At 74.3% G+C, this 23,831-nt stretch carries 23 protein-coding genes; 15 read left to right on the top strand and 8 right to left on the bottom strand.

Annotated elements, in window-relative coordinates; translation table 11 throughout:
* Window positions 1–531: a MarR family winged helix-turn-helix transcriptional regulator gene (locus tag IE237_RS05200; RefSeq protein ID WP_229842260.1), complete on the bottom strand. Its 531-nt coding sequence runs from the start codon at window positions 529–531 to the stop codon at window positions 1–3.
* A 48-nt stretch (window positions 532–579) separates the two neighbouring features.
* Between IE237_RS05200 and IE237_RS05195 the strand changes: the two genes are divergently transcribed.
* On the top strand, window positions 580–981 hold the full coding sequence (locus tag IE237_RS05195; protein WP_229842302.1) for a carboxymuconolactone decarboxylase family protein: 402 nt from the start codon (window positions 580–582) through the stop codon (window positions 979–981).
* Between the two features lie 4 nt (window positions 982–985).
* Here IE237_RS05195 and IE237_RS05190 read toward each other — a convergent pair whose 3' ends face one another.
* The gene (locus IE237_RS05190) at window positions 986–1,672 is read right to left on the bottom strand and encodes a GDSL-type esterase/lipase family protein (protein WP_189800554.1); all 687 of its coding nucleotides are present in this window, start codon (window positions 1,670–1,672) and stop codon (window positions 986–988) included.
* A 154-nt stretch (window positions 1,673–1,826) separates the two neighbouring features.
* Window positions 1,827–2,666, bottom strand: coding sequence for an alpha/beta fold hydrolase (locus tag IE237_RS05185; RefSeq protein ID WP_229842295.1), 840 nt, complete (start codon window positions 2,664–2,666; stop codon window positions 1,827–1,829).
* 70 nt (window positions 2,667–2,736) lie between these two features.
* On the opposite strand from IE237_RS05185, the gene IE237_RS05180 reads away from it, so the two are divergent.
* Entirely contained in the window at window positions 2,737–3,729 is a 993-nt protein-coding gene (locus IE237_RS05180) for an esterase-like activity of phytase family protein (RefSeq protein WP_189800552.1), read from the top strand.
* A 217-nt stretch (window positions 3,730–3,946) separates the two neighbouring features.
* On the opposite strand, the gene serC is transcribed toward IE237_RS05180, so the two are convergent.
* Window positions 3,947–5,065, bottom strand: coding sequence for a phosphoserine transaminase (gene serC / locus IE237_RS05175; RefSeq protein ID WP_189800551.1), 1,119 nt, complete (start codon window positions 5,063–5,065; stop codon window positions 3,947–3,949).
* A 51-nt stretch (window positions 5,066–5,116) separates the two neighbouring features.
* Between serC and IE237_RS05170 the strand changes: the two genes are divergently transcribed.
* Window positions 5,117–7,957: an FAD-binding and (Fe-S)-binding domain-containing protein gene (locus IE237_RS05170; RefSeq protein ID WP_189800550.1), complete on the top strand. Its 2,841-nt coding sequence runs from the start codon at window positions 5,117–5,119 to the stop codon at window positions 7,955–7,957.
* A gap of 28 nt (window positions 7,958–7,985) precedes the next feature.
* On the opposite strand, the gene IE237_RS05165 is transcribed toward IE237_RS05170, so the two are convergent.
* On the bottom strand, window positions 7,986–8,846 hold the full coding sequence (locus IE237_RS05165) for a LysR family transcriptional regulator (RefSeq protein ID WP_229842259.1): 861 nt from the start codon (window positions 8,844–8,846) through the stop codon (window positions 7,986–7,988).
* Window positions 8,847–9,021: 175 nt separating this feature from the next.
* Between IE237_RS05165 and IE237_RS05160 the strand changes: the two genes are divergently transcribed.
* From IE237_RS05160 to IE237_RS05130, 7 genes are all read left to right on the top strand, one after another.
* Window positions 9,022–9,936: an EamA family transporter gene (locus IE237_RS05160; RefSeq protein ID WP_189800692.1), complete on the top strand. Its 915-nt coding sequence runs from the start codon at window positions 9,022–9,024 to the stop codon at window positions 9,934–9,936.
* Window positions 9,937–9,957: 21 nt separating this feature from the next.
* Window positions 9,958–10,149 carry a hypothetical protein gene (locus IE237_RS05155; RefSeq protein WP_189800548.1) on the top strand — a complete coding sequence of 64 codons (192 nt, stop codon included), beginning with the start codon at window positions 9,958–9,960 and terminating at the stop codon, window positions 10,147–10,149.
* 20 nt (window positions 10,150–10,169) lie between these two features.
* Window positions 10,170–10,547 (top strand): VOC family protein, encoded by a 378-nt coding sequence (locus tag IE237_RS05150; protein ID WP_189800547.1) that lies wholly within the window; start codon window positions 10,170–10,172, stop codon window positions 10,545–10,547.
* Between the two features lie 100 nt (window positions 10,548–10,647).
* The gene (locus tag IE237_RS05145) at window positions 10,648–10,833 is read left to right on the top strand and encodes a DUF1272 domain-containing protein (RefSeq protein ID WP_189800546.1); all 186 of its coding nucleotides are present in this window, start codon (window positions 10,648–10,650) and stop codon (window positions 10,831–10,833) included.
* 192 nt (window positions 10,834–11,025) lie between these two features.
* Window positions 11,026–12,702: an aminotransferase class I/II-fold pyridoxal phosphate-dependent enzyme gene (locus IE237_RS05140; protein WP_189800545.1), complete on the top strand. Its 1,677-nt coding sequence runs from the start codon at window positions 11,026–11,028 to the stop codon at window positions 12,700–12,702.
* 30 nt (window positions 12,703–12,732) lie between these two features.
* Complete coding sequence (locus tag IE237_RS05135; protein WP_189800544.1) at window positions 12,733–14,331, top strand: class I adenylate-forming enzyme family protein; 1,599 nt, start codon at window positions 12,733–12,735, stop codon at window positions 14,329–14,331.
* 103 nt (window positions 14,332–14,434) lie between these two features.
* Window positions 14,435–15,475 (top strand): DMT family transporter, encoded by a 1,041-nt coding sequence (locus tag IE237_RS05130; RefSeq protein ID WP_189800543.1) that lies wholly within the window; start codon window positions 14,435–14,437, stop codon window positions 15,473–15,475.
* A gap of 94 nt (window positions 15,476–15,569) precedes the next feature.
* On the opposite strand, the gene IE237_RS05125 is transcribed toward IE237_RS05130, so the two are convergent.
* Window positions 15,570–16,190, bottom strand: a complete 621-nt coding sequence (locus tag IE237_RS05125) for a ScbR family autoregulator-binding transcription factor (RefSeq protein WP_189800542.1) — start codon at window positions 16,188–16,190, stop codon at window positions 15,570–15,572.
* Window positions 16,191–16,323: 133 nt separating this feature from the next.
* Here IE237_RS05125 and IE237_RS40480 point away from each other — a divergent pair, with 133 nt between their 5' ends.
* The 3 genes from IE237_RS40480 to IE237_RS05110 are packed head-to-tail and all read left to right on the top strand — an operon-like array spanning window position 16,324 to window position 18,571.
* Window positions 16,324–17,397: a ScbA/BarX family gamma-butyrolactone biosynthesis protein gene (locus IE237_RS40480; protein ID WP_229842258.1), complete on the top strand. Its 1,074-nt coding sequence runs from the start codon at window positions 16,324–16,326 to the stop codon at window positions 17,395–17,397.
* 53 nt (window positions 17,398–17,450) lie between these two features.
* On the top strand, window positions 17,451–17,822 hold the full coding sequence (locus IE237_RS05115) for a LysR family transcriptional regulator (RefSeq protein WP_229842257.1): 372 nt from the start codon (window positions 17,451–17,453) through the stop codon (window positions 17,820–17,822).
* Window positions 17,819–18,571, top strand: coding sequence for an HAD family hydrolase (locus IE237_RS05110; RefSeq protein ID WP_189800541.1), 753 nt, complete (start codon window positions 17,819–17,821; stop codon window positions 18,569–18,571). The genes IE237_RS05115 and IE237_RS05110 overlap by 4 nt, the downstream gene beginning before the upstream one ends.
* A gap of 229 nt (window positions 18,572–18,800) precedes the next feature.
* On the opposite strand, the gene IE237_RS05105 is transcribed toward IE237_RS05110, so the two are convergent.
* The gene (locus IE237_RS05105) at window positions 18,801–19,379 is read right to left on the bottom strand and encodes a TetR family transcriptional regulator (protein ID WP_189800540.1); all 579 of its coding nucleotides are present in this window, start codon (window positions 19,377–19,379) and stop codon (window positions 18,801–18,803) included.
* A gap of 158 nt (window positions 19,380–19,537) precedes the next feature.
* On the opposite strand from IE237_RS05105, the gene IE237_RS05100 reads away from it, so the two are divergent.
* Window positions 19,538–20,683, top strand: coding sequence for an acyl-CoA dehydrogenase family protein (locus IE237_RS05100; RefSeq protein WP_189800539.1), 1,146 nt, complete (start codon window positions 19,538–19,540; stop codon window positions 20,681–20,683).
* Between the two features lie 165 nt (window positions 20,684–20,848).
* Window positions 20,849–21,271, top strand: coding sequence for a hypothetical protein (locus IE237_RS05095; RefSeq protein WP_189800538.1), 423 nt, complete (start codon window positions 20,849–20,851; stop codon window positions 21,269–21,271).
* Here IE237_RS05095 and IE237_RS05090 read toward each other — a convergent pair.
* On the bottom strand, window positions 21,268–23,763 hold the full coding sequence (locus IE237_RS05090; RefSeq protein WP_189800537.1) for an FtsX-like permease family protein: 2,496 nt from the start codon (window positions 23,761–23,763) through the stop codon (window positions 21,268–21,270). The two genes, IE237_RS05095 and IE237_RS05090, sit on opposite strands and share 4 nt — an antisense overlap.
* Between the last annotated feature and the right edge of the window lie 68 nt (window positions 23,764–23,831).

Here is a 23,831-nt window from a genome sequence, read left to right as displayed (position 1 = left end):
CTAGGGCGCGCCCAGCCAGCTCGTGGCGTCCAGGCGGAACGCCGTCTCGGCGGGGACGACGTTCCGCAGGGCCGCCTCCATGTCCCGGACCCGGTCCGCGCCGAGGGCGGCGATCCACTCCGCCCTCAGGTCGTCGAAGATCGCGGCGGAGCGGGCGAGGGCGTCGTAGCCGTGCGGGGTGAGCCGGACGAGTTTGCGCCGGGCGTCCTCGGGGTCGTCGGTGCGTTCGGCGTAGCCGGCGGTGAGCAGCCGGTCGACGGTCTTGCCGGCGGCCTGCTTGGAGACGCCGAGGCGTCGCCCGATCTCGCTGGCGGTGGCGCCGTGGGCGCCGATCGCCTGCATGGCGAAGCCGAAGGCGGGGCGCAGGTCGGGGTGGCCCTCGTCGGCGAGGCGGGCGTGGAGCCGGTCGATGAGGGTGCGGAAGCCGCCGAAGAGGAGCAGGGGCAGCTCGAATCCGGGAGTGTCCCGCGATACCCCCTTGCCAGTATCGACAACCTGGTTTACGTTTTCTCCAGCGACATGGTCAACCATGTTGTCCATTCTACCCGGGGGGAAACCGCCTTGCCCGCCACCACCGACATGACCGCCCGCGCCAACGCCGCCGTCGCCCTCCTCAAGGAGTCCCCGGAGACCCTCGACGGCTTCCTCAAGATCAACGCGATCTTCGAGTCCACCACCCTCGACCCGCACTCCCGCGAGACGGTGATCCTGGCCGTCGCCGCGCGCAACCAGTGCCACCTCTGCGTCGACATGCACGAGGCGAAGCTGGCCGCCCTCGGCCCGGCCCCCGACGCCGAACGCCTCGCCGCCGTCAGGACGTTCACCCTCCGGGTCCTCGCCTCCTCCGGCGCGGTGAGCGACGAGGACCTCGCCGCCTTCGAGAAGGCCGGCTACACCCGCCGCAACGCCCTGGAGGTCGTCCTCGGCATCGGCACGTACACGGTCTCGACCTTCGCGAACCGCCTCACCCGCGCCGCCTGACCCGTCAGGAGGAGGGGGCGTACGGGCCGCCGAGCCCCCACGCCTGGTGCATCGCGCCGGCGAACGCGGCGGCCAGCTTGTGCTCCCCGCTCGGGCCGGGGTGCGTGCCGTCGTAGGTGTCCGCCCGGAGGTCGTACGACTCCGGGACCGTCGCGAGCAGCAGCGGCGAGGCGGCCGTGTCCAGGTCCGCGACCGCCTTCGCGAGCAGCTCGTTGAAGCGGGAGCACTCGGCGGCGAAAGCGGCGTCGTACCCGGCGCGGACGTTCGGTATGACCGGCAGGAGGACGGCCCGCACGCGCGGGTTCGCGGCCCGGGCGCCCGCCACGAACGCCCGCACGTTCTCCTCCGTCTGGTCGCTGTTCGTGTAGAAGCCCAGGTCGATCAGGCCGAGGGAGATCAGCAGGACGTCCGCGCCCGTGGCCGTCACCGTCTCGCCGATCACCGGCGCCATGTGCAGCCAGCCCTCGCCCCAGCCGGCCAGATGGCGCCGGGCGTCGGCGGGGAACGCCGGGTCGGGGTACGCCTCCGAGGCCGGGGCGTCGGCGGCGGGGTCGTACAGGCCGGAGCGCGGCCCGACGATCTCGTACCCGCCGGGGAGCGTCGCCTCCAGGTGCTCCCACATGCGGTAACGCCAGGTCCAGTCGCCGGCGCGTCCGATGGTCATGCTGTCGCCGACGAACAGAAAACGCATGGTCACATCATCGCGGACGGCGTCCCGGACCTGCGACGTGATCCGGGACACGGGTCCTGCGGCTGCCTCGGAAAACGCGCCGACCGTCGCCGCTGCCTCGGAAACGCGCCGACCGTCGCCGCTGCCTCGGAAACGCGCCGACCGTCCCTCCCGCCTACTCCAGGAACCCGCCGACCGTCTCCACGACCCACTCCGCGTCGTCGTGCCACGGGAAGTGCCCCGCCCCCGCCAGGACCGCGAGATCGGCCTTCGGGAACAGCCCGGCGTACGCGGTGGCCGTCGGCACCGGCGTGTTCGCGTCGCCCTCCCCGGCCACGACGAGCACCGGACGGTCGAACCCCGCGAACACCGCGCGCGTGGCCTCCGGTTCGAAGGCGCCCTCGCTCGCGTAGACCCCGGCGGCCTCCCCGTTCCGCCGCCGGTGGCTGTCCGCGTGCCGCTCCCGCGCGGCCTCGTCCCAGGTCCCGTGGAAGAACGGCGCGACGGCCGCGAAGGTCTCCGCCGTCCCCCGTCCCGACGTCAGGTCCTCCAGGGCCGCGTACGCCTCCGCGAACCACGGCTCCCCGGCCCGCAGCCGCGCCGCGGCGAGCCGCTCCTCCCCGGCCGTCTCCAGGCCGACGGCCGCCGTGCCCGGGGTGAGGAGCACGAGACGGGCCACCCGCTCCGGGTACCGGGCCGTGTACAGCGCGGCCAGGTTCGCGCCGGCCGAGTGCCCGAGGAGGTCGACCGTGTCGAGCCCGAGGTGCGCGCGCAGCGCCTCCACGTCCTCGACGAGCCGGTCGCAGCGGTACGAGGCCGGGTCCTCCGGCACCGCGGAGGCGCCGGTGCCCCGCAGGTCGAGACGGATCAGGGTGCGGCCGGCGTCGAGCCCGCCGAGGTCACCGAGGTAGGCGGAGTCCTGCATGGGGCCGCCGGGCAGACAGATCAGCGGGTCGCCGGAACCGGACGCGTGGTACGCGAGCAGGGTCCCGTCGGGGGCGGAGAGCGTAGGCATGGGCGCGACCATGACAGTGGCCTCGGTGCTGGTCAAGCCGGTTTCCCCCGCGCCGTGGCAGGCTTGATCCATGCGATCTGCTCTGTGCGCCCTCGGCGCGGCCGCTGCCCTGGTGCTGCTCCCGGCCGGCCATGCCCGTGCCGAAGGGCAGGAACCCGACCGGGACTTCACGATCGAGGACTCCCGGATCACCGAGTCCAGCGGCCTCGCCGCGAGCCGGGCCCACCCCGGGATCTACTGGACGCACAACGACCAGGACGCGCCCCTGATCTACGGCATCGACTCCCGTACGGGAAAGACCGTCGCGACCCTGACCATGGCGGGCGTCGGAACCCCCCGCGACATGGAGGCGATCGCCGTAGGACCGGACGGCGACATCTACGTCGGCGACATCGGCGACAACCTCGACGGCTCCTGGGACCACGTCTGGATCTACCGCTTCCCCGAGCCGAAGACCCTGAAGGACCAGACGGTGGCGGCGCGGCAGTACGTCGTGAAGTACGCCGACGGCGCCCGCAACGCCGAGGCCCTGATGGTCCATCCGAAGACCGGCCGGGTGTACATCGCCAGCAAGAACGAGGACGGCGGCGGCCTGTACGCGGGCTCCGAGCGGCTCTCCTCGTCCGGGACGAACGTCTTCCGCCGTGTCGACGAGGTGCCGTGGGTGACCGACGGCGCCTTCTCGCCGGACGGCGAACGGCTCGTCCTGCGGGGCTACTTCAGCGCCCAGGAGTACGCCTGGAAGGACGGTCGCCTCGGCGACGAGGGCACGGCGGTCGGGGCGCCCTTCCAGGGGCAGGCGGAGTCGGTGACGTACACGCCCGACGGCTCGGCCCTCATGTTCGGCTCCGAGGGCCGGAACAGCCGGGTGGTGCGCGTGGAACGGGCGGGCGTCGAGCCTCCTTCGAAGAAGCCGACGGAGGCTCCGGGCGGAGCACCGAAGTCCCCTTCGGCGACGCCGGCCGCCGGGGGCGAGAACGGCAACGTCACCGTCGGCTTCCTCGTCCTCGCCGGCGCCACCGTCCTCGTGGTCGGCCTGAAGCGCCTGTTCCGCAGGGGCTGACCGCCGGGCGCAGGGGCTGACCGCCGGGCGCGGGGACCCCCGGCCGTCAGTCGCGGGGGCTCGGCGATCACGGCGGTGTTCCTGCCGCTCGCGGTGCGCCGCTTCCGGCGCCTGAGCCGCTGACGCGGACGCGAGGGGCCCCGCGGCCGCTGACACGGACGCGAGGGGCCCCGCACCGGACACGACCGGTGCGGGGCCCCTCGTACGACCGCAGAGGTCAGAGCTTCTCGATGACGTAGTCGATGCAGGCCGTCAGGGCCCGCACGTCCGCCGGGTCGATCGCCGGGAACATCGCGATCCGCAGCTGGTTGCGGCCCAGCTTGCGGTACGGCTCGGTGTCCACGATCCCGTTGGCGCGCAGCACCTTCGCGACCGCCGCCGCGTCGACCTCGTCCGCGAAGTCGATCGTGCCGATGACCTGCGAGCGCTTCGCCGGGTCCGTCACGAACGCCGACGCGTACTTGGACTCCTCGGCCCAGCCGTACAGCGCGTCCGAGGACTCCTTCGTCCGGGCCACGGCCCAGTCGAGGCCACCCTGGCCGTTGATCCACTTCAGCTGCTCGTTGAGCAGGAAGAGGGTCGAGAGCGCCGGGGTGTTGTACGTCTGGTTCTTCAGCGAGTTGTCGATCGCCGTCGGGAGCGAGAAGAACTCCGGGATGTGACGGCCGGACGCGTGGATCCTCTGCGCCCGCTCCAGGGCGGCCGGGGAGAAGGCCGCGAGCCACAGGCCGCCCTCGGCGGCGAAGGACTTCTGCGGGGCGAAGTAGTAGACGTCCGTCTCGGCGATGTCGACCGGGAGGCCGCCCGCGCCGGAGGTCGCGTCGACCAGGACGAGCGCGCCCTCGTCGGCGCCCGCGACCCGCTTGATCGGGGCGGCGACACCGGTGGAGGTCTCGTTGTGGGTGTACGCGTAGACGTCGACGCCCGCCTCGGCCACCGGCTCCGGGTGGGTGCCCGGGTCGGAGGAGATCACGGTCGGCTCGGCCAGCCAGGGAGCCAGCTTGGCGGCCTTCGCGAACTTGGAGGAGAACTCGCCGAAGGTGAGGTGCTGCGACTTGTTCTCGATCAGACCGTGGGTCGCGACGTCCCAGAAGGCGGTGGATCCGCCGTTGCCCAGGATCACCTCGTAGCCCTCGGGCAGCGAGAAGAGGTCGGAGATGCCGGTACGTACCTCGCCGACCAGGTTCTTGACCGGAGCCTGGCGGTGGGACGTGCCGAGGAGAGAGGTGCCGGTGGCGGCCAGGGCGTCCAGCGCCTCCGTACGCACCTTGGAGGGGCCCGCGCCGAAACGGCCGTCGGCGGGCTTGATGTCAGCGGGAATCTGGATCTCAGCCACGAGGCGGAGAGTATCGGGTCGGGGCGGGGCCGGTCGCCGGATGTCCGCCCGATGAGACGAGGACTGAGACATCCTGGGCTTGTGGGAAGACACGAGGAACACGCGTCCGGGCTGGCCTCCGACCTGCGCGCGGCCGTCGCCGGCGAGGTCGACTTCTCCGCCGCCGCGAGGGCGCTGGCGACCATGGACGCCTCCAACTACCGCCGCGTTCCGGCCGGTACGGTCGCGCCGCGCGACGCCGCCGACATCGCGGCCGTCCTGGAGGTGTGCCGGGCGCACGGCACCACCCCGGTCGTCGCGCGGGGCGCCGGGACCTCGATCGGCGGCCAGGCGACCGGCACCGGCGTCGTGCTCGACCTCACACGGCACATGGGCGGGATCGTCTCCCTCGACCCGGAGGCGCGGACGGCCGTCGTCCGGCCCGGCCTCGTCCTGGACCGGCTGCGGGCGGCGGCCCGCCCGCACGGGCTGACCTTCGGCCCCGACCCGTCCACGCACAGCCGCTGCACCCTCGGCGGCATGATCGGCAACAACGCGTGCGGGGCGCACTCGGTCGCCTGGGGGACCACGGCGGACAACGTGCGCTCGCTGGAAGTGGTGACGTACGGAGGCGCCGAGTTGACGCTGGGGCGGGGCGGGCGCGGCGCCCCCGCCGGACTCCTCGACCTCGTCGACCGCCACCTCGCCCTCCTGAGGACGGGCTACCCGGCCGGTCTGCCGCGCCGGATCTCCGGCTACGCCCTCGACGCGCTGCTCCCCGAGCGGGGCGTGGACGTGGCCCGCTCCTTCTGCGGCAGCGAGGGCACGCTCGGGGTGGTGACGGAGGCGACGGTGGCCCTCGTCCCGCTGCCCGCCGAGCCGGTCCTCGTCGTCCTCGGGTACGCGGACGAGACCGCGGCGGCGGACGCGGCGGCGGGGCTCCTGGCGTACGGCCCGCTGACGGTGGAGGGCATGGCCGCCGATCTCGTACGGGGTGCCCAGGGGCTGCCCCGGGGCGGGGCGTGGCTGTTCTGCGAGGTCGACGGCGCGGGAGCGGCCTCCCGTCTGGTCCGGGCGGCGGACGCGCTGGACGCGGTCGTGGTGCGGGAGGCGGCCGGGCAGCGGTCGCTGTGGCGGATCCGGGAGGACGCGGCGGGAACGGCGACGCGGATGCCGGGGGGCGGGGACGCGTGGCCGGGGTGGGAGGACTGCGCGGTGCCGCCGGCGCGGCTGGGCGCGTACCTCCGCGCGTTCCGTGCGCTGCTGGCCGACTTCGGCCTCCGGGGAGTCCCGTACGGGCACTTCGGCGACGGCTGCGTCCACGTCCGGATCGACTTCGACCTGTGGACGGGGAAGGGCGTACGGGACTTCCGCCGCTTCTCGGAGGCGGCCGCCGACCTCGTGGTCGCCCACGGCGGCTCGCTCTCCGGGGAGCACGGCGACGGGCAGGCGCGGGCCGAGCTGCTGCCGAGGATGTACGGGGAGGAGCTGGTCGGCCTCTTCGGCGCGGTCAAGGACGTGTGGGACCCGGACGGGGGCCTGAACCCGGGGATGCTGGTGCGGCCGAAGCCGCTGGACTCCGGTCTCCGCTTCGAAGGGCTGCCGGTGGTGGGGCTCGGCAGGGCCGCCGCGCGGTGCGTCGGCGTGGCCAAGTGCCGGGTGGACGGCCCGAGCGCGGGTCCGGGCGTGATGTGTCCCTCGTACCGGGCGACGGGGGAGGAGCGGCACTCCACGCGGGGCCGGGCTCGCCTCCTGCACGAGATGGCGCTCGGCGAGGTGATCACCGACGGGTGGCGCTCGGAGGAGGTCCGGGAGGCGCTCGACCTCTGCCTGTCCTGCAAGGGCTGCCGCAGCGACTGCCCGGTGGGCGTCGACATGGCGGCGTACAAGGCGGAGTTCCTCGACCGGCACTACGCGCGACGGCCCTTCGCGCGGCCCCGCTCGCACTGGACGATGGGCCGCCTCCCGAGCTGGCTGGCGCACTTCGGGCGCGGGCTCAACGCGGCCATGGGGCTGCCCTTCGCGGCGCGGCTCGCGGGGGTGACGCCGGAGCGGACCATGCCGAGGGTGGCGGAGCGGTCCTTCGTGTCCTGGTTCGCCGAGCGCGCCTCGAACCGCCCGCCGTCGCTCACCCTGTGGCCGGACACCTTCACGAACCACCTGGCGCCGGAGGTGGGTGAGGCGGCCGTCCGCGTCCTGGAGGACGCCGGCCTGGGGGTGGAACTGCCGCCCGGGCGGGTCTGCTGCGGGCTGACCTACGTGTCGACGGGGCAGCTGGGGGCGGCGCGGAAGGTGATGCGGAGGACGTTGGACGTGATGGGGGAGGGGACGGGGGTTGGTGGGGCCGGTGGGCCTGGTGGTGCCGTTGGTCCCGTCCGGCCCGTGGTCGTCCTGGAACCCTCCTGCGCGGCGACCCTCCGCACCGACCTGCCCGAACTGCTGCCGGACGACCCCCGCGCGGCCCGCCTCGCCGCCTCCGTCCGCACCTTCGCGGAAGCCCTGGAGACCCTGGCGCCCGACTGGACCCCGCCCCGCCTCGACCGCCCGGTCACCGGCCAGACCCACTGCCACCAGCACGCCGTCCTGGGCGACGCGGCGGACCGCCGCCTGCGGGCCCGCGCCGGCCTCACGGGCGACCTCGCGGGCGGCTGCTGCGGCCTCGCGGGCAACTTCGGCTTCGAACCCGGCCACTACGAGGTCTCGGTGGCATGTGCGGAGGACCAACTCCTGCCGGCCCTGCGAGGGGCGGGCCACGCGGAGGTCCTGGCGGACGGCTTCTCGTGCCGGACCCAGATCGGGGACCTGACGGACCGCAGGGCCCGGCACCTGGTGGAACTCCTCGCGGAGGGCGTGGAGGAGGTGCCCCGGGCCGGGCCGGGAACACCGGGGCCGGGTTTCGACGGCGCGCGCTGACCGGACCGCGCCACCGTGAGGGCGTCCGCTACCCCGCCTCCCTCACGATCTCCCGGGCCATCGTCACCAGCGCCCCCGTCGCCGGGTGCGGGAAGGCGTCGCGCCAGGCCAGGACGACCGGGAGCGGGGGCGCCTCGGGGAGGGGGCGGTAGCTGACGCCCGGGTGGGGGTGGAGGGCGGCGGTGGAGGCGGAGGAGACGCCGATGCCGCGGCCGGCGGCGATCGCGGTGAGCCAGTCGTCGGTGTTGGCGACCGTCAGGGTGGCGGCCGGGCGGGCGGCGGCCGGCCAGAGGGACAGCGTGGTGGTGCCCGAGACGGTGTTGAGGACGACCGTCTCGCCGGCGAGGTCGTCGAGGGCGAGCCGGGCGCGGTCCGCGAGCGGATGGTCGGCGGGGAGGGCGGCGACGCGCATCTCGGTCGTGAGTTCCGCGGTGACGAGGCCGGGCGCCTCCACCGCCCCGCGCAGCAGCGCCGCGTCGACCTCGCCGCGGGCGAGACCGGCGGTGCGGTCGTCGATGCGGAGCAGTTCGAGCGGGGTCTCGGGGTGGGCGCGCTGCCAGCGCCGGAGCAGGGGGGTGGTGTACGGGCCGAAGGCCGACCAGGCGTGTCCGAGGCGCAGCGGGCGGTGGCGCAGGCGCGCGGGGTCGACGGCGGCCTCGAAGGCGGCGAGCGCGGCGGCCGCCCGGTCCTGGAAGGCGCGGCCCTCGGCGGTGAGCGCGAGGTGGTGGGTGGAGCGGTCGACGAGCCGGGCGCCGAGGTGCTGTTCCAGGGCGGCGAGCGTGCGGGAGACGGCGGGCTGGGTGAGGTGGAGCCGGGCGGCCGCCCTGGTGAGGCTGGCTTCCTCGGCGATGGCGAGGAAGCAGCGGAGGTGGCGCAGCTCGATGCTCATGCGCCCGGAGCATAACCGCAGCGCAATCGGCATTTCCGGTGCCGCGCAGGGGCTCGTAGCGTGGGAGGGGAATCCCGGCTGCGGTCCGGACGGGGGTGCATTATTCTGGACCGAGGGTCCAGTCTAATGAACTTGCGTGTGTGAGGAGCCGTCGGTGGACAGTCCGGTCAAGGAGATGGCCCCGGCCGCGGCGCCCGCCGCGCCCGCGGTGGGGTCGGGGACGGCCGGGCCCCCGGCCGGCCGTCGGCTCGGGCCCGTCGCGCTCGTCGTCGCCGGCGGGCTCTCCGTGCAGTTCGGCTCCGCCGTCGCCGTCCTCCTGATGCCCCGCGCGGGCGCGCTCGGCGTCGTCACCCTCCGGCTCGTGCTCGCCGCCGCCGTCCTGCTGGTCGTCTGCCGGCCCAAGGTCCGCGGCTACGGCCGCGCCGACTGGGGGACGATCGTCGCCTTCGGCACCGCCATGGCCGGCATGAACATCCTCTTCTACCAGGCCGCCGACCGGATCCCGCTGGGCGCCGCCGTGACCCTGGAGGTCCTCGGCCCGCTGATCCTCTCCGTCGGCGCCTCGCGCCGCCTGATGAACCTCCTCTGGGCCGGGCTCGCCCTCGGCGGCGTCGTCCTCCTCGGGGGCGGCGGCTTCGACCGCCTCGACCCGCTCGGCGCGGCCTTCGCGCTCGCGGCGGGCGCGATGTGGGCCGCCTACATCGTCTTCAGTGCCCGCACCGGCCGCCGCTTCCCGCAGGCCGACGGGCTCGCGCTCGCCATGGCCTTCGGCGCCGTCCTCAGCCTGCCGCTCGGCATCGCGGAGGCGGGCGACAAGCTCCTCGTGCCGTCGACGATCGGCCTGGGCCTCGCCGTCGCGCTGATGTCCTCGGTCCTCCCGTACACCCTGGAACTCCTCGCCCTGCGCCGCCTGCCCGCGCCCACCTTCGCGATCCTGATGAGCCTGGAACCCGCCATCGCGGCGGCGGCCGGCTTCCTCGTCCTGAGCCAGGCCCTGTCCGCCACCGACGCCCTCGCCATCGCCCTCGTCATCGGTGCGAGCATGGGCGCGGTCCGTACCCAGGCGAGAGCGGCCCGCCGCGCGGAGTAGGGTCCGGGACGGGGAGGGGTCATGGACGACGACGGGTGGGACGGCGCGGAGGGCCGAGAGGTGCTCCGGCGGGCCGAGCGGGCGACGCGGTGGGGGTGGGCGGCGATCGCCGGCGTGACGGGACTGCTGGGCTTCGCCCTGGTCGCCCTCGTCGTCGGCCTCCTGCTCGTGGCCGTCGCCATGGGGTACGTCGTGATCTCGATGACCTCGTGAGCCACCCTTAGACTCCGCGCATGATCGCCGAACTGCAGTGCGTCGTCCTCGACTGTTCCGCGCCCCGTGAACTCTCCGCGTTCTACCGGGCCGTGCTCGGCGGGGACGTCGACCGGCCCGACCCCCGCTGGTCCCTCGGCGCGTCCTGGTCCACCCTGCACACCCCCGGCGGGCTCGTCCTCTGCTTCCAGGGCGTCGCCGATTTCCGTCCGCCGGTCCGGCCGGACCCGGAGCGCCCCCAGCAGTTCCACCTCGACTTCGGCGTCGCCGATCTGGACGCGGCCCACGAGCAGGTCCTCGCGCACGGCGCGACCCCGCTCGACGACGGGGCGGGCACGCGGAGCTGGCGGGTGTACGCGGACCCGGCGGGGCATCCGTTCTGCCTGGTCAGGCACTGACCCGATCCCTTCGATCCTTGGCCGTCGGCCTGTTTCCGGGGGCGGGGGCCGCTGAGGATCATGGAGGGGTTCTCAGCCGTACGAGGAGGGGGAGCCGACCATGGCCCTGGAGATGCGAGACCGGTGCGAGCGCTGTGAGACCGAGGCCCTGACGCCGGACGGTCCCGCGCGGATCTGCACCCACGAGTGCACCTTCTGCGTGCCCTGCGCCGACGCGATGGCCGACGTCTGTCCCAACTGCGGCGGCGAACTCGTCGCCCGCCCGCGCCGCCGGACCGCCGCCTGACCGGCCGTCCGGCCGAGGCACCGCCGTCCAGTCGCCGGACCGCCGTCCAGTCACCGCACCGCCGTCCAGTCGCAGGGCTCCGCCGGTCGCGGGCTGTCATCGGCGCTGGTCGGGCGGCGGCCCCGCCCGGCCGTCCATCAGCGTCGCTGATGATAGTTGATACCTTCGCGAAGGTTTTTATTTCATGGGTGCATGACCGCATCCACCAGCTCCACTCCGGAGCCGGCGACACTGCCGGCTCGTCCCGGGGCCTACCCGGACGGCAGGACCCCCCTCGCTGACGCCGTGCTCGCAGTCGCCCGACGTGACATCGCCACGTTCCACGCGCTGCCCCTCTCGCACGGCCGGTCTATCCGCGACTCCCACATGCGGGAGACCTACGAGGCGCTCTTCGGCGTCGCGCAGCTCGCGGCCGACGTGTCCTACAGCGGCACGATGCTCGACTCCTTCTTCCGGCCCCGGGGCCCGCTCCGTGAGGCCCAGCGCCTCGCGGCCCGCAGCTTCGGCGCCGACGCCACCTTCTTCCTCTCCGCCGGCACCAGCACCGCCAACCGGGTCGCCCTGACCGCGCTGACCCAGCCCGGCTCCCGGGTCCTGGCCGACCGCTCCTGCCACCAGTCGGTGCACTTCGCCCTCAACTCGCTCGGCGTCCAGGTCGCGTACGCCCCCATGCAGCGCTGCTGCGACGGCTGCCCCCGGACGTACGCGGACCTGCCCCGGCTCCTGGAGATGTTCCGCGCCGCCGCCGTCGAGGGCCGGCCCTTCGACACCGTCGTCCTCTCCGCCGTCTCCTACGACGGCGTCCGGTACGACCTGCCGACCGTCCTCGCCGAACTCGCCGCCGTCCACCCCGGCGTCTCCGTCCTGGTCGACGAGGCCTGGGGCGCCGTGCACCGCTTCCACCCCCGGCTGCGCCCGCTCACCGCGCTGCACGCCGTCGAGACGCTGCGCGCCGCCGACCCCCGCCTCGCCATGAACGTGGCCGTCACCCACTCCGCGCACAAGTCGATGTCGGCGCTCCGCCAGGGCTCGTACCTGCACCTCATCGGCGACGGAGAGGCCCAGGAGCGCACCGCGCAGGCCCTCTTCCAGCACCACACCACCTCGCCCAGCTGGCCCGTGCTCGCGAGCCTGGACCTGGCCCGGCTCCAGGCCGAGACCGAGGGCGAGTCGCTCCTCGGCCGCTCCCTCGGCCTCGCCCGCACCCTGCGCGTCGAGCTCGCCACGGACCCGCGGCTCTCCGCGTACCGCCCGCTCGGGCCCGACGGTCACCTCACCGACGCCGCGCAGCTCGTCAGTGACGACCCCACCCGGGTCCTCGTCGACATCAGCGCCCTCGGCATCACGGCGGCGGACTTCCGCCGGATGCTCTTCGACGAGTACGCGCTGTACGTGGCCCGGGAGAGCGGCGACGCCGTCCTCTTCCACGTCCACATCGGTGTGGACGAGGCGACCCTGCTGCGGCTGCTCGACGCCCTGCGCACCATCCAGCGCACCTACCGGAGCGCCTCCGCGGCCCTGGCCACGGGCACCTCCGAGCACTTCATCATCGCCTACCCGCCCGGCATCCCCATCACGGTGCCCGGCGAGAAGCTCTGCGAGCGGACGCTCAGTCAGATCGACACCCTGCGCTCCAGCGGCTGCGAGATCTACACGCTGCGGAACCCGACCGTCTCCGCCCGCGAGCTCGCCGTCCAGGCCGCCGCCACCGGCTCCGTCCCGGCCACCGCCGACCACCTGACCGTCGAGACCCGCACGAGCCCGGCCCGTACGACCGAGCAGCTCGCCGGTGCCGCCGCCGCGGTCTCGGCGCCCGCCACCACCGCCGCCACCGTCACGGCCGCGGCGACCGCCGTCGCCACCGGCTGAACCGCCCGCCCCGACCCCGAGGAGAGCTCCATGATCAAGATCGCGGACATCCGCAAGCACGCCGCCCGCTGGCCCCAGCGCGTCGCCGTCGTCGACGGCGAGACCCGCATGACCTGGGCGAGCCTCGCCGACAAGGTCAGCCGGGTGGCCTGCGCCATCCAGGACCTGCTGCCCGAGACCCGGCCCGCCCGCGCGGTCTTCCTCGCCGAGAACAGCTGGGAGCTGGTGGTCTCGATGGCCGCCGTCAGCTCCCTCGGCATCCCCTGCGTCGGACTCGACTACACCGCCGGTCCCGTCGCGACCAGCGCCGCGCTCGACCAGCTGGAGCCGACCGTCGTGATCACCTCGAAGGCCCACCGGGGACTCGTCGAGGAGTGCGGCTGGCCGAACGGCAGGGACATACTCGACATATTCATCGACAGCGAGCCCGCCGGCCTGCCCGACGGCCAGACCGTCTCCGTCAGCTTCACCGACCTCCTCGTGTCGGCACCGGGCGAACCGCAGCCGGTGGAGCAGCCGTTCGAGGCCTTCTCCTTCACCTCCGGCACCAGCGGCGTCCCCAAGATGGTGGTCCGGCGCACCTCCTTCGAGGCCCGCCGCTTCGCCGACCTCGTCGACCAGTACGCCTTCGACGAAGAGGACGTCCACCTCGTCACGGTGCCGCTCTACCACGCCTCCGGGCCGGGCTGGGCGCGCATCTTCCTCACCCTGGGCGGCACCGTCGTCCTCGGCCCGCACGACGACGCCGAGGAGCTCATCCGCATCATCCAGGACGAGGGCGTCTCCACCACCCTCATGGTGCCGCCCGTCCTCGCCCGGGTCGTCGCCCACCCGAACTCGGAGCACCTGCACAAGACCTCCCGCCTGCACTTCGTGCTCTCCGGCGGCCGGCACCTCAACCGGTGGGTCATCAACAACGCCTGGGACCGCCTCGGCCCGGTGCTCCACCTCTACTACGGGACCACCGAGACCGGCGTGAACGTCATGATCGGCCCCGAGGAGCTGCACGTGGCGCCCTGCCGCTCCGGCCGCCCCATGCCCGGCAACACCGTCGTCGTCCTCGACGCCGACAACAAGCCGCTCCCCAAGGGCAGCCGGGGCCGGGTCGCCATCGCCAGCTACCAGCTGATGGACAGTTACGCGACGAGCGAGCCCGACTTCATGACGCTCGACTACGGCGGCCGTACGCAGCGCTTCCTGCTCACCGGCGACAGCGGGCTCGTCGACGAGGCGGGCCGGCTCGAACTCACCGGCCGCAACGACGGCGTGGCGAAGGCCGAGGCGGGCAAGCCGCTGGACGTCAACATCTTCGGCCTCGAAGCCGACCTGATGGACCTGCCCTGCGTCCGCGAGACCGCCGTCCTGCGGACGAGCCTCCCCGGTGCGGGCGAGGTGCTCGTCGTGCCCTTCACGCCGGTGGCGCCGGAGCGTCAGGAGAGCGGCTACCGGGCGGTCAGTGCCGCCTGCGCCCGCCGGGTGCCCTGCCTCCCGGCGTACGTGGTGCCGGTCGAGTCCATCCCGTACAGCCCGACCGGCAAGGTCCGGGCCGCCCAGCTCCTGGAGTCGGTCCTGCCGCTGCTCGACCTCCGGCCCGCGGAGTCCCGCGAGCCGGAGCCGGCCGGGGTCTGACCCGGCTGTCCTCCCCCTCCGCCTGCCGGGTCCCGCACCCCCTCCGCGGGACCCGGCCCCCCTCCCCTTCGTCCCCTCCGGCTCCGGCCCGACAGGAAGACTCATGAACAGTCAGAACACGTACACGCGAGGCGTTCTCCTCTGCCTCCTGGCCACGGTGTCCTGGGGTGCGATGTTCCCCCTGATGGACTCCACCCTGCAGCACATCGACCCCTTCACCTTCACCGTGATGCGCTACACCATCGCGGGTGCGATGTTCCTGGTCTTCCTCCGGCTGCGCGAGGGCCGGGAGGGGCTGCGCCTCAAGGGCGAACGCATCGGTCTGGCCTGGCTGTTCGGCACGGCGGGCTTCGCGGGCTTCCAGTTCCTGGTCTTCTTCGGCCAGGACCTCATCGGCGAGCGGGGCGCCCTCAACGCCTCGATCATGATGGCGACCATGCCCATGATGGGCTTCCTGGTGAACTGGGTGCTGAAGAAGGTCGTTCCGCCGAAGTTCTCGCTCGTCTTCATCGCGATGTCCTTCGTCGGCACCATCCTCGTCGTCTCCGACGGTGACATCGGCTCGCTGATCGCCTCCCCGAAGACCGCCGGCGCCGACGCGCTCCTGCTCTTCGCCGCGCTGTGCTGGGTCGTCTACACCTCGGGCGCGAGCTACTTCCCGACCTGGTCCCCGATCAAGTACACCGCGATCACCACGGTCCTCGGTCTCGCCTCCGCCACCGTGATCACGGCGGTCATCCTGGCCGCCGGCGGCGTGCCGGTCCCGACGGCGGGCGCCGTGGGCTCGATCCTGCCGCAGCTGGCCTACATGAGCGTCATCGCCGGCTTCGTCGGTGTCCTCGGCTGGAACTTCGGCAACCGCTACCTCGGCCCGCTCAACGGCGTCCTCTTCATGGACGTGGTGCCGATCACGGCGTTCGTGATCTCCGCCCTGACCGGTGTCGTCCCGGCGGGCATGCAGATCGTCGGTGCCTCGCTCACGGCGGCGGCCCTGGTCCTCAACAACCTGTACCTGCGCCGTGTCGCCGCGAAGGCCGCCGCCGCCCCGGCCCCGGTCGTGGCTTCCGGTTCCGGTTCCGGTACGGCTTCCGGTACGGGTTCCGCCGCCGCCCCGGCGCCGGTCGCCTCGGGCAGCAGGTCCTGACCGGTCCCGACCCGCTGAACGCGTACGGCGTGGCCTCCCACACCCGTGGGAGGCCACGCCGTTTCCCGGGATCTCACGGCGGGCACGCGGCCGGTCAGCCGCGCAGCCCTTCGAGGAGGACGGTCCGCAGCTCCTCGTACCGCTCGTCGAGGTCCTCGCGCCGGCTGAGGACGTCCGAGATGTGCTGCATGCCGAAGAAGGCGGAGACCAGGACGCGGGCCGCCGCGCGCGGTTCCACTCCGGCCCGCAGTTGTCCCGCGTCACGGGCCTCGGTGATCAGCCGGGTGAGGTACTCCTCCCAGCCGACGTACGGCTCGGGGAGCTCGGCGTCGATCAGCGCCCGCTCGATCTGGAGCCGCGCGCCGGCCTGGACGACGATGTCCTTCGCGAACGCCTTGGTGACCGTCTCGAGGACGGAGGTGAGCGTGTCGAACGGCTCCTCGTGCGTGCCCTCGGCGCCCTTGAGGATCTCGGGCCAGCGCGAGTAGTGCTCCTGCACGACGGCGACGGCCAGGGCCTCCTTGTTCGTGTAGTGGAAGTACACCGCCCCCTTGGTCATCTCCGCGCGTTCGGCCACGTCCTGCAGGGTCACGGTCGCGTAGCCGCGCTCCGCGAAGAGCTCGGCCGCCGACCGGAGGATGTGGACCTTCGTGCGCCGGGCGCGTTCCTGCTTGGGTTCGCTCCGGTGCTTCGGTTCGCTTCGGGGTGTCGCCATGCCTGTCCGCCTCTCTCGTGCCTACGCCTTGCAATATACATTCTCGAAGGTATATTTCTTGCTGCCGAGGGGCCGCCGAGGTCCCTCGTCGCCACGATGATTCACCTTGAGGGGGATAAGGATGTCCATCGGTGTGCTGCAGACCGTGTTACCCGTCGAGCCGCTCGCGCCCGTCGAGTCCCTGGAGTCCCTGATACGGGAGGCCAAAGAGGGCCTGAGCTTCGACCGCACGATCTCCCGCCGGTTCGTGCACCGCGCCTCGGTGACGGAGGTCTTCCTCACCGACGCGGTCGTCGCCGGGTCCGACCGCTTCCTGGTCGGTGCCCAACTGCCGCGGAACCACGCGCTGTACCGCCCGGAGGAGACCGGGCAGTGCGACTTCATGCTCCTCGTCGAGACCGTGCGGCAGGCCGGCATCTTCCTGAGCCACCGCTACCACGACGTGCCGCTCGGCCACCACTTCATCTTCAAGGCCCTGTCGCTGCGCATCGGTGACCCGGCCGCCCTCCGCGTCGGCTGCGGGCCGCTCGCGGTGGTCCTCGACGTGAAGGTCGTGACGCCCGCCGGGGGGCGGAACCCGCGTCGCTTCGACGCCCGCTTCGACATGGTGATCGAGGTCGGAGGCCGGGAGTGCGCCCGCGCCTCCGCCGGCGTCGTCGTGATCGACGGCGTCCGGTACGGACGGCTCCGGCAGCGCGGCAGGGTCGCGGAGACCGCCCGGCCGACAGGCCGGGAGCACGGCTCCTCCGTCTACGGGACCCCGGAGTACGGGACTTCGGCGTACGAGGCTTCCGCGTACGGGACCCCGGAGTACGGGGCGCCCGGCCACCCCGCCTCCCTGTACGGGGTGCCGGCCGGTGCCGCCGACGACCGGGGCGTCCTGCGTCCCGTACCCGCAGCGGAGGCCCTGACCCGGCCGCCCGGCACCCGGGAATGGCGGCTGCACGTCGACCCCACGCACCCCGGCTACTTCGAGCACCCCTCGGACCACGTGCCCGGGATGCTGCTCCTGGAGGCCTTCCGGCAGGCGGCCCGGGAGACGGCGGGAGGCGCGGCGCTGACCTCGCTGGACGCCGACTTCGCCGTCTTCGGCGAGCTGGCCGAGGCCGTGACCGTCGAGGCGGCGCCGGCCGAGGGCGGCCGGGTGCGCCTCTCCGCGACCCAGGGAGCCCGCGTCCTCGCCACGGCCGTGGCCCGGTGCGCGTGACGGTACGACCGCACGGTCAAGGGAAGAACGGACGAGCGTAGAAAGGCAGAAGGATGGAACTCCAGCACTTACGGGCCTTCCGCGAAGTGGCCCGGGAGCTCAGCTTCACCCGCGCGGCGCACAACCTGCACTACTCCCAGCCCGCGGTGACCGCCCAGATCAAGGGCCTGGAAGAGGACATGGGGGCCTCGCTCTTCCAGCGGCGCGGCAACCGCTCCGTGGAGCTCACGCCGGCCGGGGCGCGCCTGCGGCCGCTGGCGGAGCGGATCCTCGAACTGGTCGACACGGCGCAGTACGAGATCGCCGACCCCGCACCCGGCGCGGCCGACGGCCGCGGGGCGAGGGACCGTCGGACGGCCCCACCGGCCGGCGTGACCGGCCGCTTCGCCGACGTCAGTCTCGGTGGCAGAGGGGGCAGAGCATGAGCATCGCCCCCGCCCGGGCCGCGTTCTTCGACGTGGACGAGACCCTGATCACCTGCAAGAGCATGGCCTGTGTCCTCGCCCGGTACTGGGGGCGCGGCGAGGTCGCCGCCCGCCGGCTCGCCGCGGCCCGCGCCTCGCTCCAGCGCCAGATCCGCGAGGGCGTGCCCCGCGAGCAGGTGAACCGTTCCTTCTTCCGCTTCCTCGCGGGCAGTCACCTCGACGACCTGGAGACCAGCGGCCGGGAGTGGTACGAGAAGGCCCGCGCCGGCGGCCTGCTCCACACCCCCGTGCACGAGGCGTTGCGCCGCCACCGGGACGCCGGCGACCTGGTCGTCCTCGTCTCCGGAGCCTTCTCCGCCTGCCTCGACCCGCTGGCCCGGGAGGTCGGCGCCGACCTCGTGGTGTGCACCGTGCCCGAGGTGACCTCGCAGGGCGTGCTCACCGGGGAGCTGTCCGGCCCTCCCATGATCGGCGAGGCCAAGGCCGAAGCCGCCGGCCGGATCATGCAGGCCTTCGGCGTCGCCGCCGAGGAGTGTTACGCGTACGCCGACGACGAGAGCGATCTGCCGCTGCTGCGCTCCGTCGGTCATCCGGTCCTGGTGGGCGACGGACCGATCTCCGCCCCGCTGTCGGAGACGGCGTCCTGGTCCTGGCTGCCGGGCCCGGCGCCGGTGGCCCCGCCCGTCGCCCCGGCCGGCCCTCCGGCGTCCGCGCGGCCCGCGCCCGCTCCGGCGCCACGGGCGGCCTGAGGCTCCGGACCGGGGCGCGGACCTCTCCGCCGCCGTCGCCCGTCACGGAAGCCCCGCCCGTACGAGAGCCCCGTCGCCCCGGTGGTTCCGAGGCCCCGGAGCTGTCTCCGCCCCGCGCGTGACCGCCGTCCCGCGTGGCTCCGTTCCCCCCGCCCGCGCAGCCCCCACGTGCGCGGCCCCCATGCCTTCCTCGCGGAGTTCCCCGGCTCCGCCCCGGCTCCTTCCCGGCTCAGCCGCCGCGGGAGCCGGACAGCGCGGGCTCCAGGATGTCCCACACCTCGCTCACCAGCCCGGCGGGACCCGTCGCGTCCGTCGCCGTCACCACGGCGGGGGCGCCGACGAGGAGCGCCACGACGAGCCGGGCCAGCAGGCCGGCCGGGTGGGCGGTGCGTACGGAGCCCTCCCCCTGGCCCTTGCGGACCAGGCGCTCCACGACGCGGCAGAGCTCGCCGAGGGGGACGGGCGCGGTTCCCTCCGCGCGGGCGGCGTCCAGGACCAGGCGCAGTCCGGCCGCGAAGGGCACGTCCTCGTGCACCCGGCGGGCGAGGTCGAGGAGCAGTCTCCGCAGGGTGGGCAGTGCCGCGCCGCTCTCCTCCGCCTCGCCGGCGGCGGTGGCGAGGGCGTCGGCCCAGGCCGCCTGGAAGGAGCGGGTCAGTTCTCCGGCGAGATCCGCCTTCGAGGAGAAGTGTCCGTAGAGGGCTCCCTTGGTCAGTCCGGTGCGGGCCGTGATGTCGGCCAGGTTCGTCCCCTCGAATCCGTGCAGGGCGAACTCGGCGGCTGCCGCGCCGAGCACCAGGTCATAGGTCATGCGGGCCCTGTCCTGTTGCCTCACCGAGCGTCCGCCTCCTTCCGCTGTAGCGGCCTTCATGGCTTTCATGACGGCCTCTCAGAAAATACCTTCCGGACCGAATCTTTTTCTACTCGCATCAGTACCACCACTGAACCTCCACGCAAGGAGTACGTGTCATGACCGTCGTCGACGCCCCCGCCCCCCTCGCCGCCGCCCACCTCCGGGCCACCGCCGCGCGGCACGCCGAGGAGGCGGAGCGGACCGGCCGGCTCCACCCCGAGGTCCTCGGGGCGATGACCGCCGCCGGCCTCGCCCGCCACTTCGTGCCCCGCCGCTGGGGCGGCACGGCCGGCCGCTTCGCCGAACTGCTCGACACGGTCGCCGGGGTCGGCACGGCCTGCGCCTCCACCGCCTGGTGCGCGGTGCTGCTCGCCGCCCACGGCCGCCTCGCCGCCCACCTGCCGCCCGAGGGGCAGCGCGACCTGTGGGGCGACTCGCCCGACGTGCGCGTCGCGGCGGCGATCGTGCCCCCGGCCGGCCGGCTCGCCCGCGCGCCCGGCGGCTGGAGCCTGTCGGGGGAGTGGGCCTTCGCCAGTGGGGTCGAGGACGCCGACTGGGTGCTCCTCGCCTCGCTCGACCACACGGGCGGCGGGGCCCCGGCGTACCGGGTGCTGGCGGTGCCGCGCGAGGAGGTCGGGATCCACGGGGGCTGGGACGCGGTCGGGCTCCGCGCCACCGGCAGTCGCGGCGTCACGGTCGACGGGGTCTTCGTGCCCGAACACCGCACCTTCCTGCGCGAAGCCCTGGTGGCCGGCGTCACCGGCGCCGACGCGGCCCCCTGCCACCGGGTGCCCTACCAGCTGGCCGCCGGGCTCCTCTTCGCCGTCCCCGCGCTCGGCGCCGCCCGGGGAGCCCTCGACGCCTGGACCGGGCTCGTCGGCCCGCGCCGCCTCCCCGACGGGCGGCCGCTCACCGACGACCCGGCGGTCCAGCAGACCCTGGCCCGCTGCTCCGCCGAGATCGACGCCGCCCGCCTGCTCCTGGAGGCGGCCGCCGCCCGCGCCGACGACGCGGCCGGGGCCGTCCCCGGCAGCCGCGACACGGCCGCCGCCCTCAACCAGCGCGACGCGGCCGTCGCCGTCGACCTGCTCGCCGGCGCGGTGGAGCGCCTCATGCGCACCGGCGGCGCCCGCGGCCTCCTCGCGGGCGGCGGACTGGAGCGCGCCTGGCGCGACATCCACGCGATAGCCGCCCACGCGGCCCTCCAGCCCGCACCGGCGGCCGCGGCCTACGCGGCGACGGTCTTCCCGCGGGGGGCCTGAGCCGCGGGGTGCCTGAGGCCCGAGGGGCGCCTGAGCCACCCGGCGTCCGAGTCCCGCCGTCGGCGGGCGGCGTGGGCGGGTGGTGCGGAGGGGTCCGGTGTCTCCTGGCTCCGACCGGAGGGGGCTATACGCGCGGTGTATACACCGCGCGTATAGTCAGGGCGCATGGCACCGTCCACACCCACCCCCCGCGCCCCCCGCCTCCTCAAGGCGCTGATCGTCTCCGCGCTCGGGGTCGCCCTGGCGCATCTGATCCTGTCCGACACCCTCTATCTGTCGTTCGCCGGCCAGGCGGCCTCGACGCTCGGGGCCGGGCCCGGGTACTCCGCCGACCAGGCGTTCACCACGGCGCTCATCAACACGTTCCTGGTCATGCCGCTGGTCCTGTGGATCGGGATGCTCGTCACGGGGGAGCGGCGGGTCGGGCCGATGGTGCTGGTCGGGACGGTCGCGTGGATCACGGCCGTGGGGAACGGCATCGACCTGCTCGACGACGCCCCCGGCACCCTCCTCCCGCTCCGCTCCCTCGCCCTCGTCGTCGCCGTCACGGCCCTGGCCTCCCTCGTACGGAGGAGGAAGAGGAGCTAAGCGGCCTGGAGCGCGTCCACGACCACCATGCGGCGGACCCGGCGGGCCGGCAGGACCGAGGCCGCGACGCCCGTGAGGACGGTGGCCGCGAGGATGCCGAGGATCGTCAGGGCCGTGCCGCCCGAGGAGGCCAGTGCCTCCAGGGGCGAGACGTGGCCCGCCAGGACGGAGCGGGCGGCCAGCGTCCCGTAGAGCAGGCCGAGGAGCGTTCCGGCGACCGCCCCGGTGAGGGCGAGCAGCACCGACTCCAGGGTCAGCATCCGGCGCAGCTGCTCGCCCGCGAGGCCGATCGCGCGGAGCATCCCGAACTCGCGGGTGCGCTCCTCCACCGTCAGCATCAGGGTGGCGGCGACGCCGAGCGCGGCGATCGCGATCGAGAAGCCGAGCAGGACGGTGACCACCAGCATCATCCGGTCGAGCAGGGAGCGGATGAGGTCGGCGTCGGACCCGGTGTCCGCGATCCGGATCTCCGGGTGCGGGGTGAGCGCCCGGTCGACCGCCGCGCGGGCCGCGTCGTGGCCGGTGTCGCCCGCCGGGTTGAGCAGCACGGTGGAGACGGCGGCGCCCGGCGCGAGCCGGTCGAGGGTGGCCCCCGTGACGTACACCGTGGCGTCCGGGTGGAGCGAGCCGGGGAGGGCCGCCGCGCCGCTCACCGTCGTGAGCCGGGTGCCGGAGGCGGTCAGCGCCGGTCGCCGGGAGAGGGCGATCGCCTCGCCGTCCTTGAGTGTGAGGGCCGCGCCGACGCCCTCGGCGTCCGGGTTGAGCCCGGCCGGGTCGGCGGCGGCGACGACCGTCTTCCGGCCGTCGACGGTGAGGGTCGCGGTGCGGACCGGGGTGACGGTCAGTCCGCGTTCGGCGCGCAGCGCGGCGATCGCGTCGGCGGGCACCCGGGCGGCGTCCGTGTCGAGGGCGAAGACGGCCGGCATGCGGTCGGCGAGCATGCTGTCCAGGCCGCCCCGGGCCGCCCCGATCGCGGTCACGGCGGAGACGGCGACCGTCACGCCGACGAGCATCGCGGAGGAGGCGGCGGCGGTCCGGCGCGCGTTGGCCCGCAGCTGCTGCACGGACAGCCTGCCGACCGTCCCGAACGGGCGGCGGAGCGCGAGCCCGAGCAGCCCGACGAGCGGCGGCAACAGGTGCTGGGCGTACCGGAGCACGCCGAAGAACGAGACGATCGCGCCGATCGTCACGGCCAGCAGGGAGAGCGCCGAGCCGCCGAAGGCCCCGAGGGCGAGGAGCCCGGCACCGGCGACGAGCATCAGCACCGACACCGCCTCGCGGACGGCCCGGCTGCCCGGCTCGGGCAGCTTCGCGGAGCCGCTCGCGGCGAGCGCGGCGACCGGCGGCACGGCCGCCGCGGCCCGGGCCGGCCTGCGGACGGCCCACAGGGTGAGCAGTACTCCGAACGCCCCGGCGAGGCCGAAGGTCCAGGGGCCCGGCAGCAGGGAGACCTCGATCGGCCCGAGGCCGGCGAAGCCGTTGATCACCGCCGTGCCGAGCGCGCAGGCCGCCGCGCCGGCCGCGAGTCCGGCGGCCGAGGCGAGGGCGCCGAGCATGAGGCCCTGGCGGCGGATGATCCGGCGGAGCTGGTCGCGGTCGGTGCCGACGCAGCGCAACAGGGCGAGCTGGCGGGCGCGTTGGGCGAGGACGACGGAGAAGGTGTGGGTGACGACCATGCGGGCCACGGCCATCGCGATGAGGACGAAGGACAGGGCGGCGGTCAGGACGATCGCGTACATGGTCCCGGCGCCCTGGAGGGCGTTGTCCACGGCTCCGGCGTGGGTGTACGCGGACACCCCGCCGCCCAGGGACCGCTTGGCCGCCCTCGCGACCGCGAGCGCGTCCGCGCCCGGCGCGACGGAGAGGTCGAGGTGGGTGGCCCGTACCCCCGTGGCGTATGCCCTCGCCTGGGCGTGGGGCACGCCGATCGCGGGCTGGGAGCCGAGCGTCTGCGACGCGGAGGTGTCGAGGATCCCGGTGAGCCGGACGTCCGCCGTGCCGCCGTCGGCCCTCGTCACCCGTACGGTGCCGCCGGGTTCCGCGCCGACGCGTTCCGCGCTCTCCCGGTCGAGGACGACCTCGCCGGGGCCCTCGGGCCAGCGCCCGGAGTCGAGGCGCTGCCAGCGCAGGGCCGGGTCGGCGGCGATCGAGGTGACGAGGGCCCGGTCGTCGAGGGGGCGCCCGGAGGGGGCGATCACGTTGGCGTGTCCGGCCAGGCGCTCCGCCACCGACGTCACCTCCGGCACCCGGGCGGCGGCCGCCGCGGCGCCGGCGGGCAGCGCGCCCTCGGTGCCGCCCGGGACGACCTGGACGGCGGCGTCGCCGACGTCGGCGGCGGCCGACTGCTCGTACGACTGGACGAGCGCGCCCGCGCCGCCGACGGAGAGGACGAGGAAGGCCACGCCGACGGCGACGGCCGAGCCGGTCAGCACGAGCCGGCGCAGCTGGGCCCGGAAGTCCTTGAGGGTGAAGGTGAGCAGTGACGGCGACATGCCCTCCACGCTAGGAGGGAGAGGCGCCCGAGCACGGCCCCACCAGGCACGATCCGAGGTCATACCGA

Origin of the sequence: Streptomyces tanashiensis (assembly GCF_014648895.1) — a bacterium.
GTDB classification, from domain to species: domain Bacteria; phylum Actinomycetota; class Actinomycetes; order Streptomycetales; family Streptomycetaceae; genus Streptomyces; species Streptomyces tanashiensis.
This window is presented reverse-complemented; position numbering and strand designations above follow the sequence as displayed.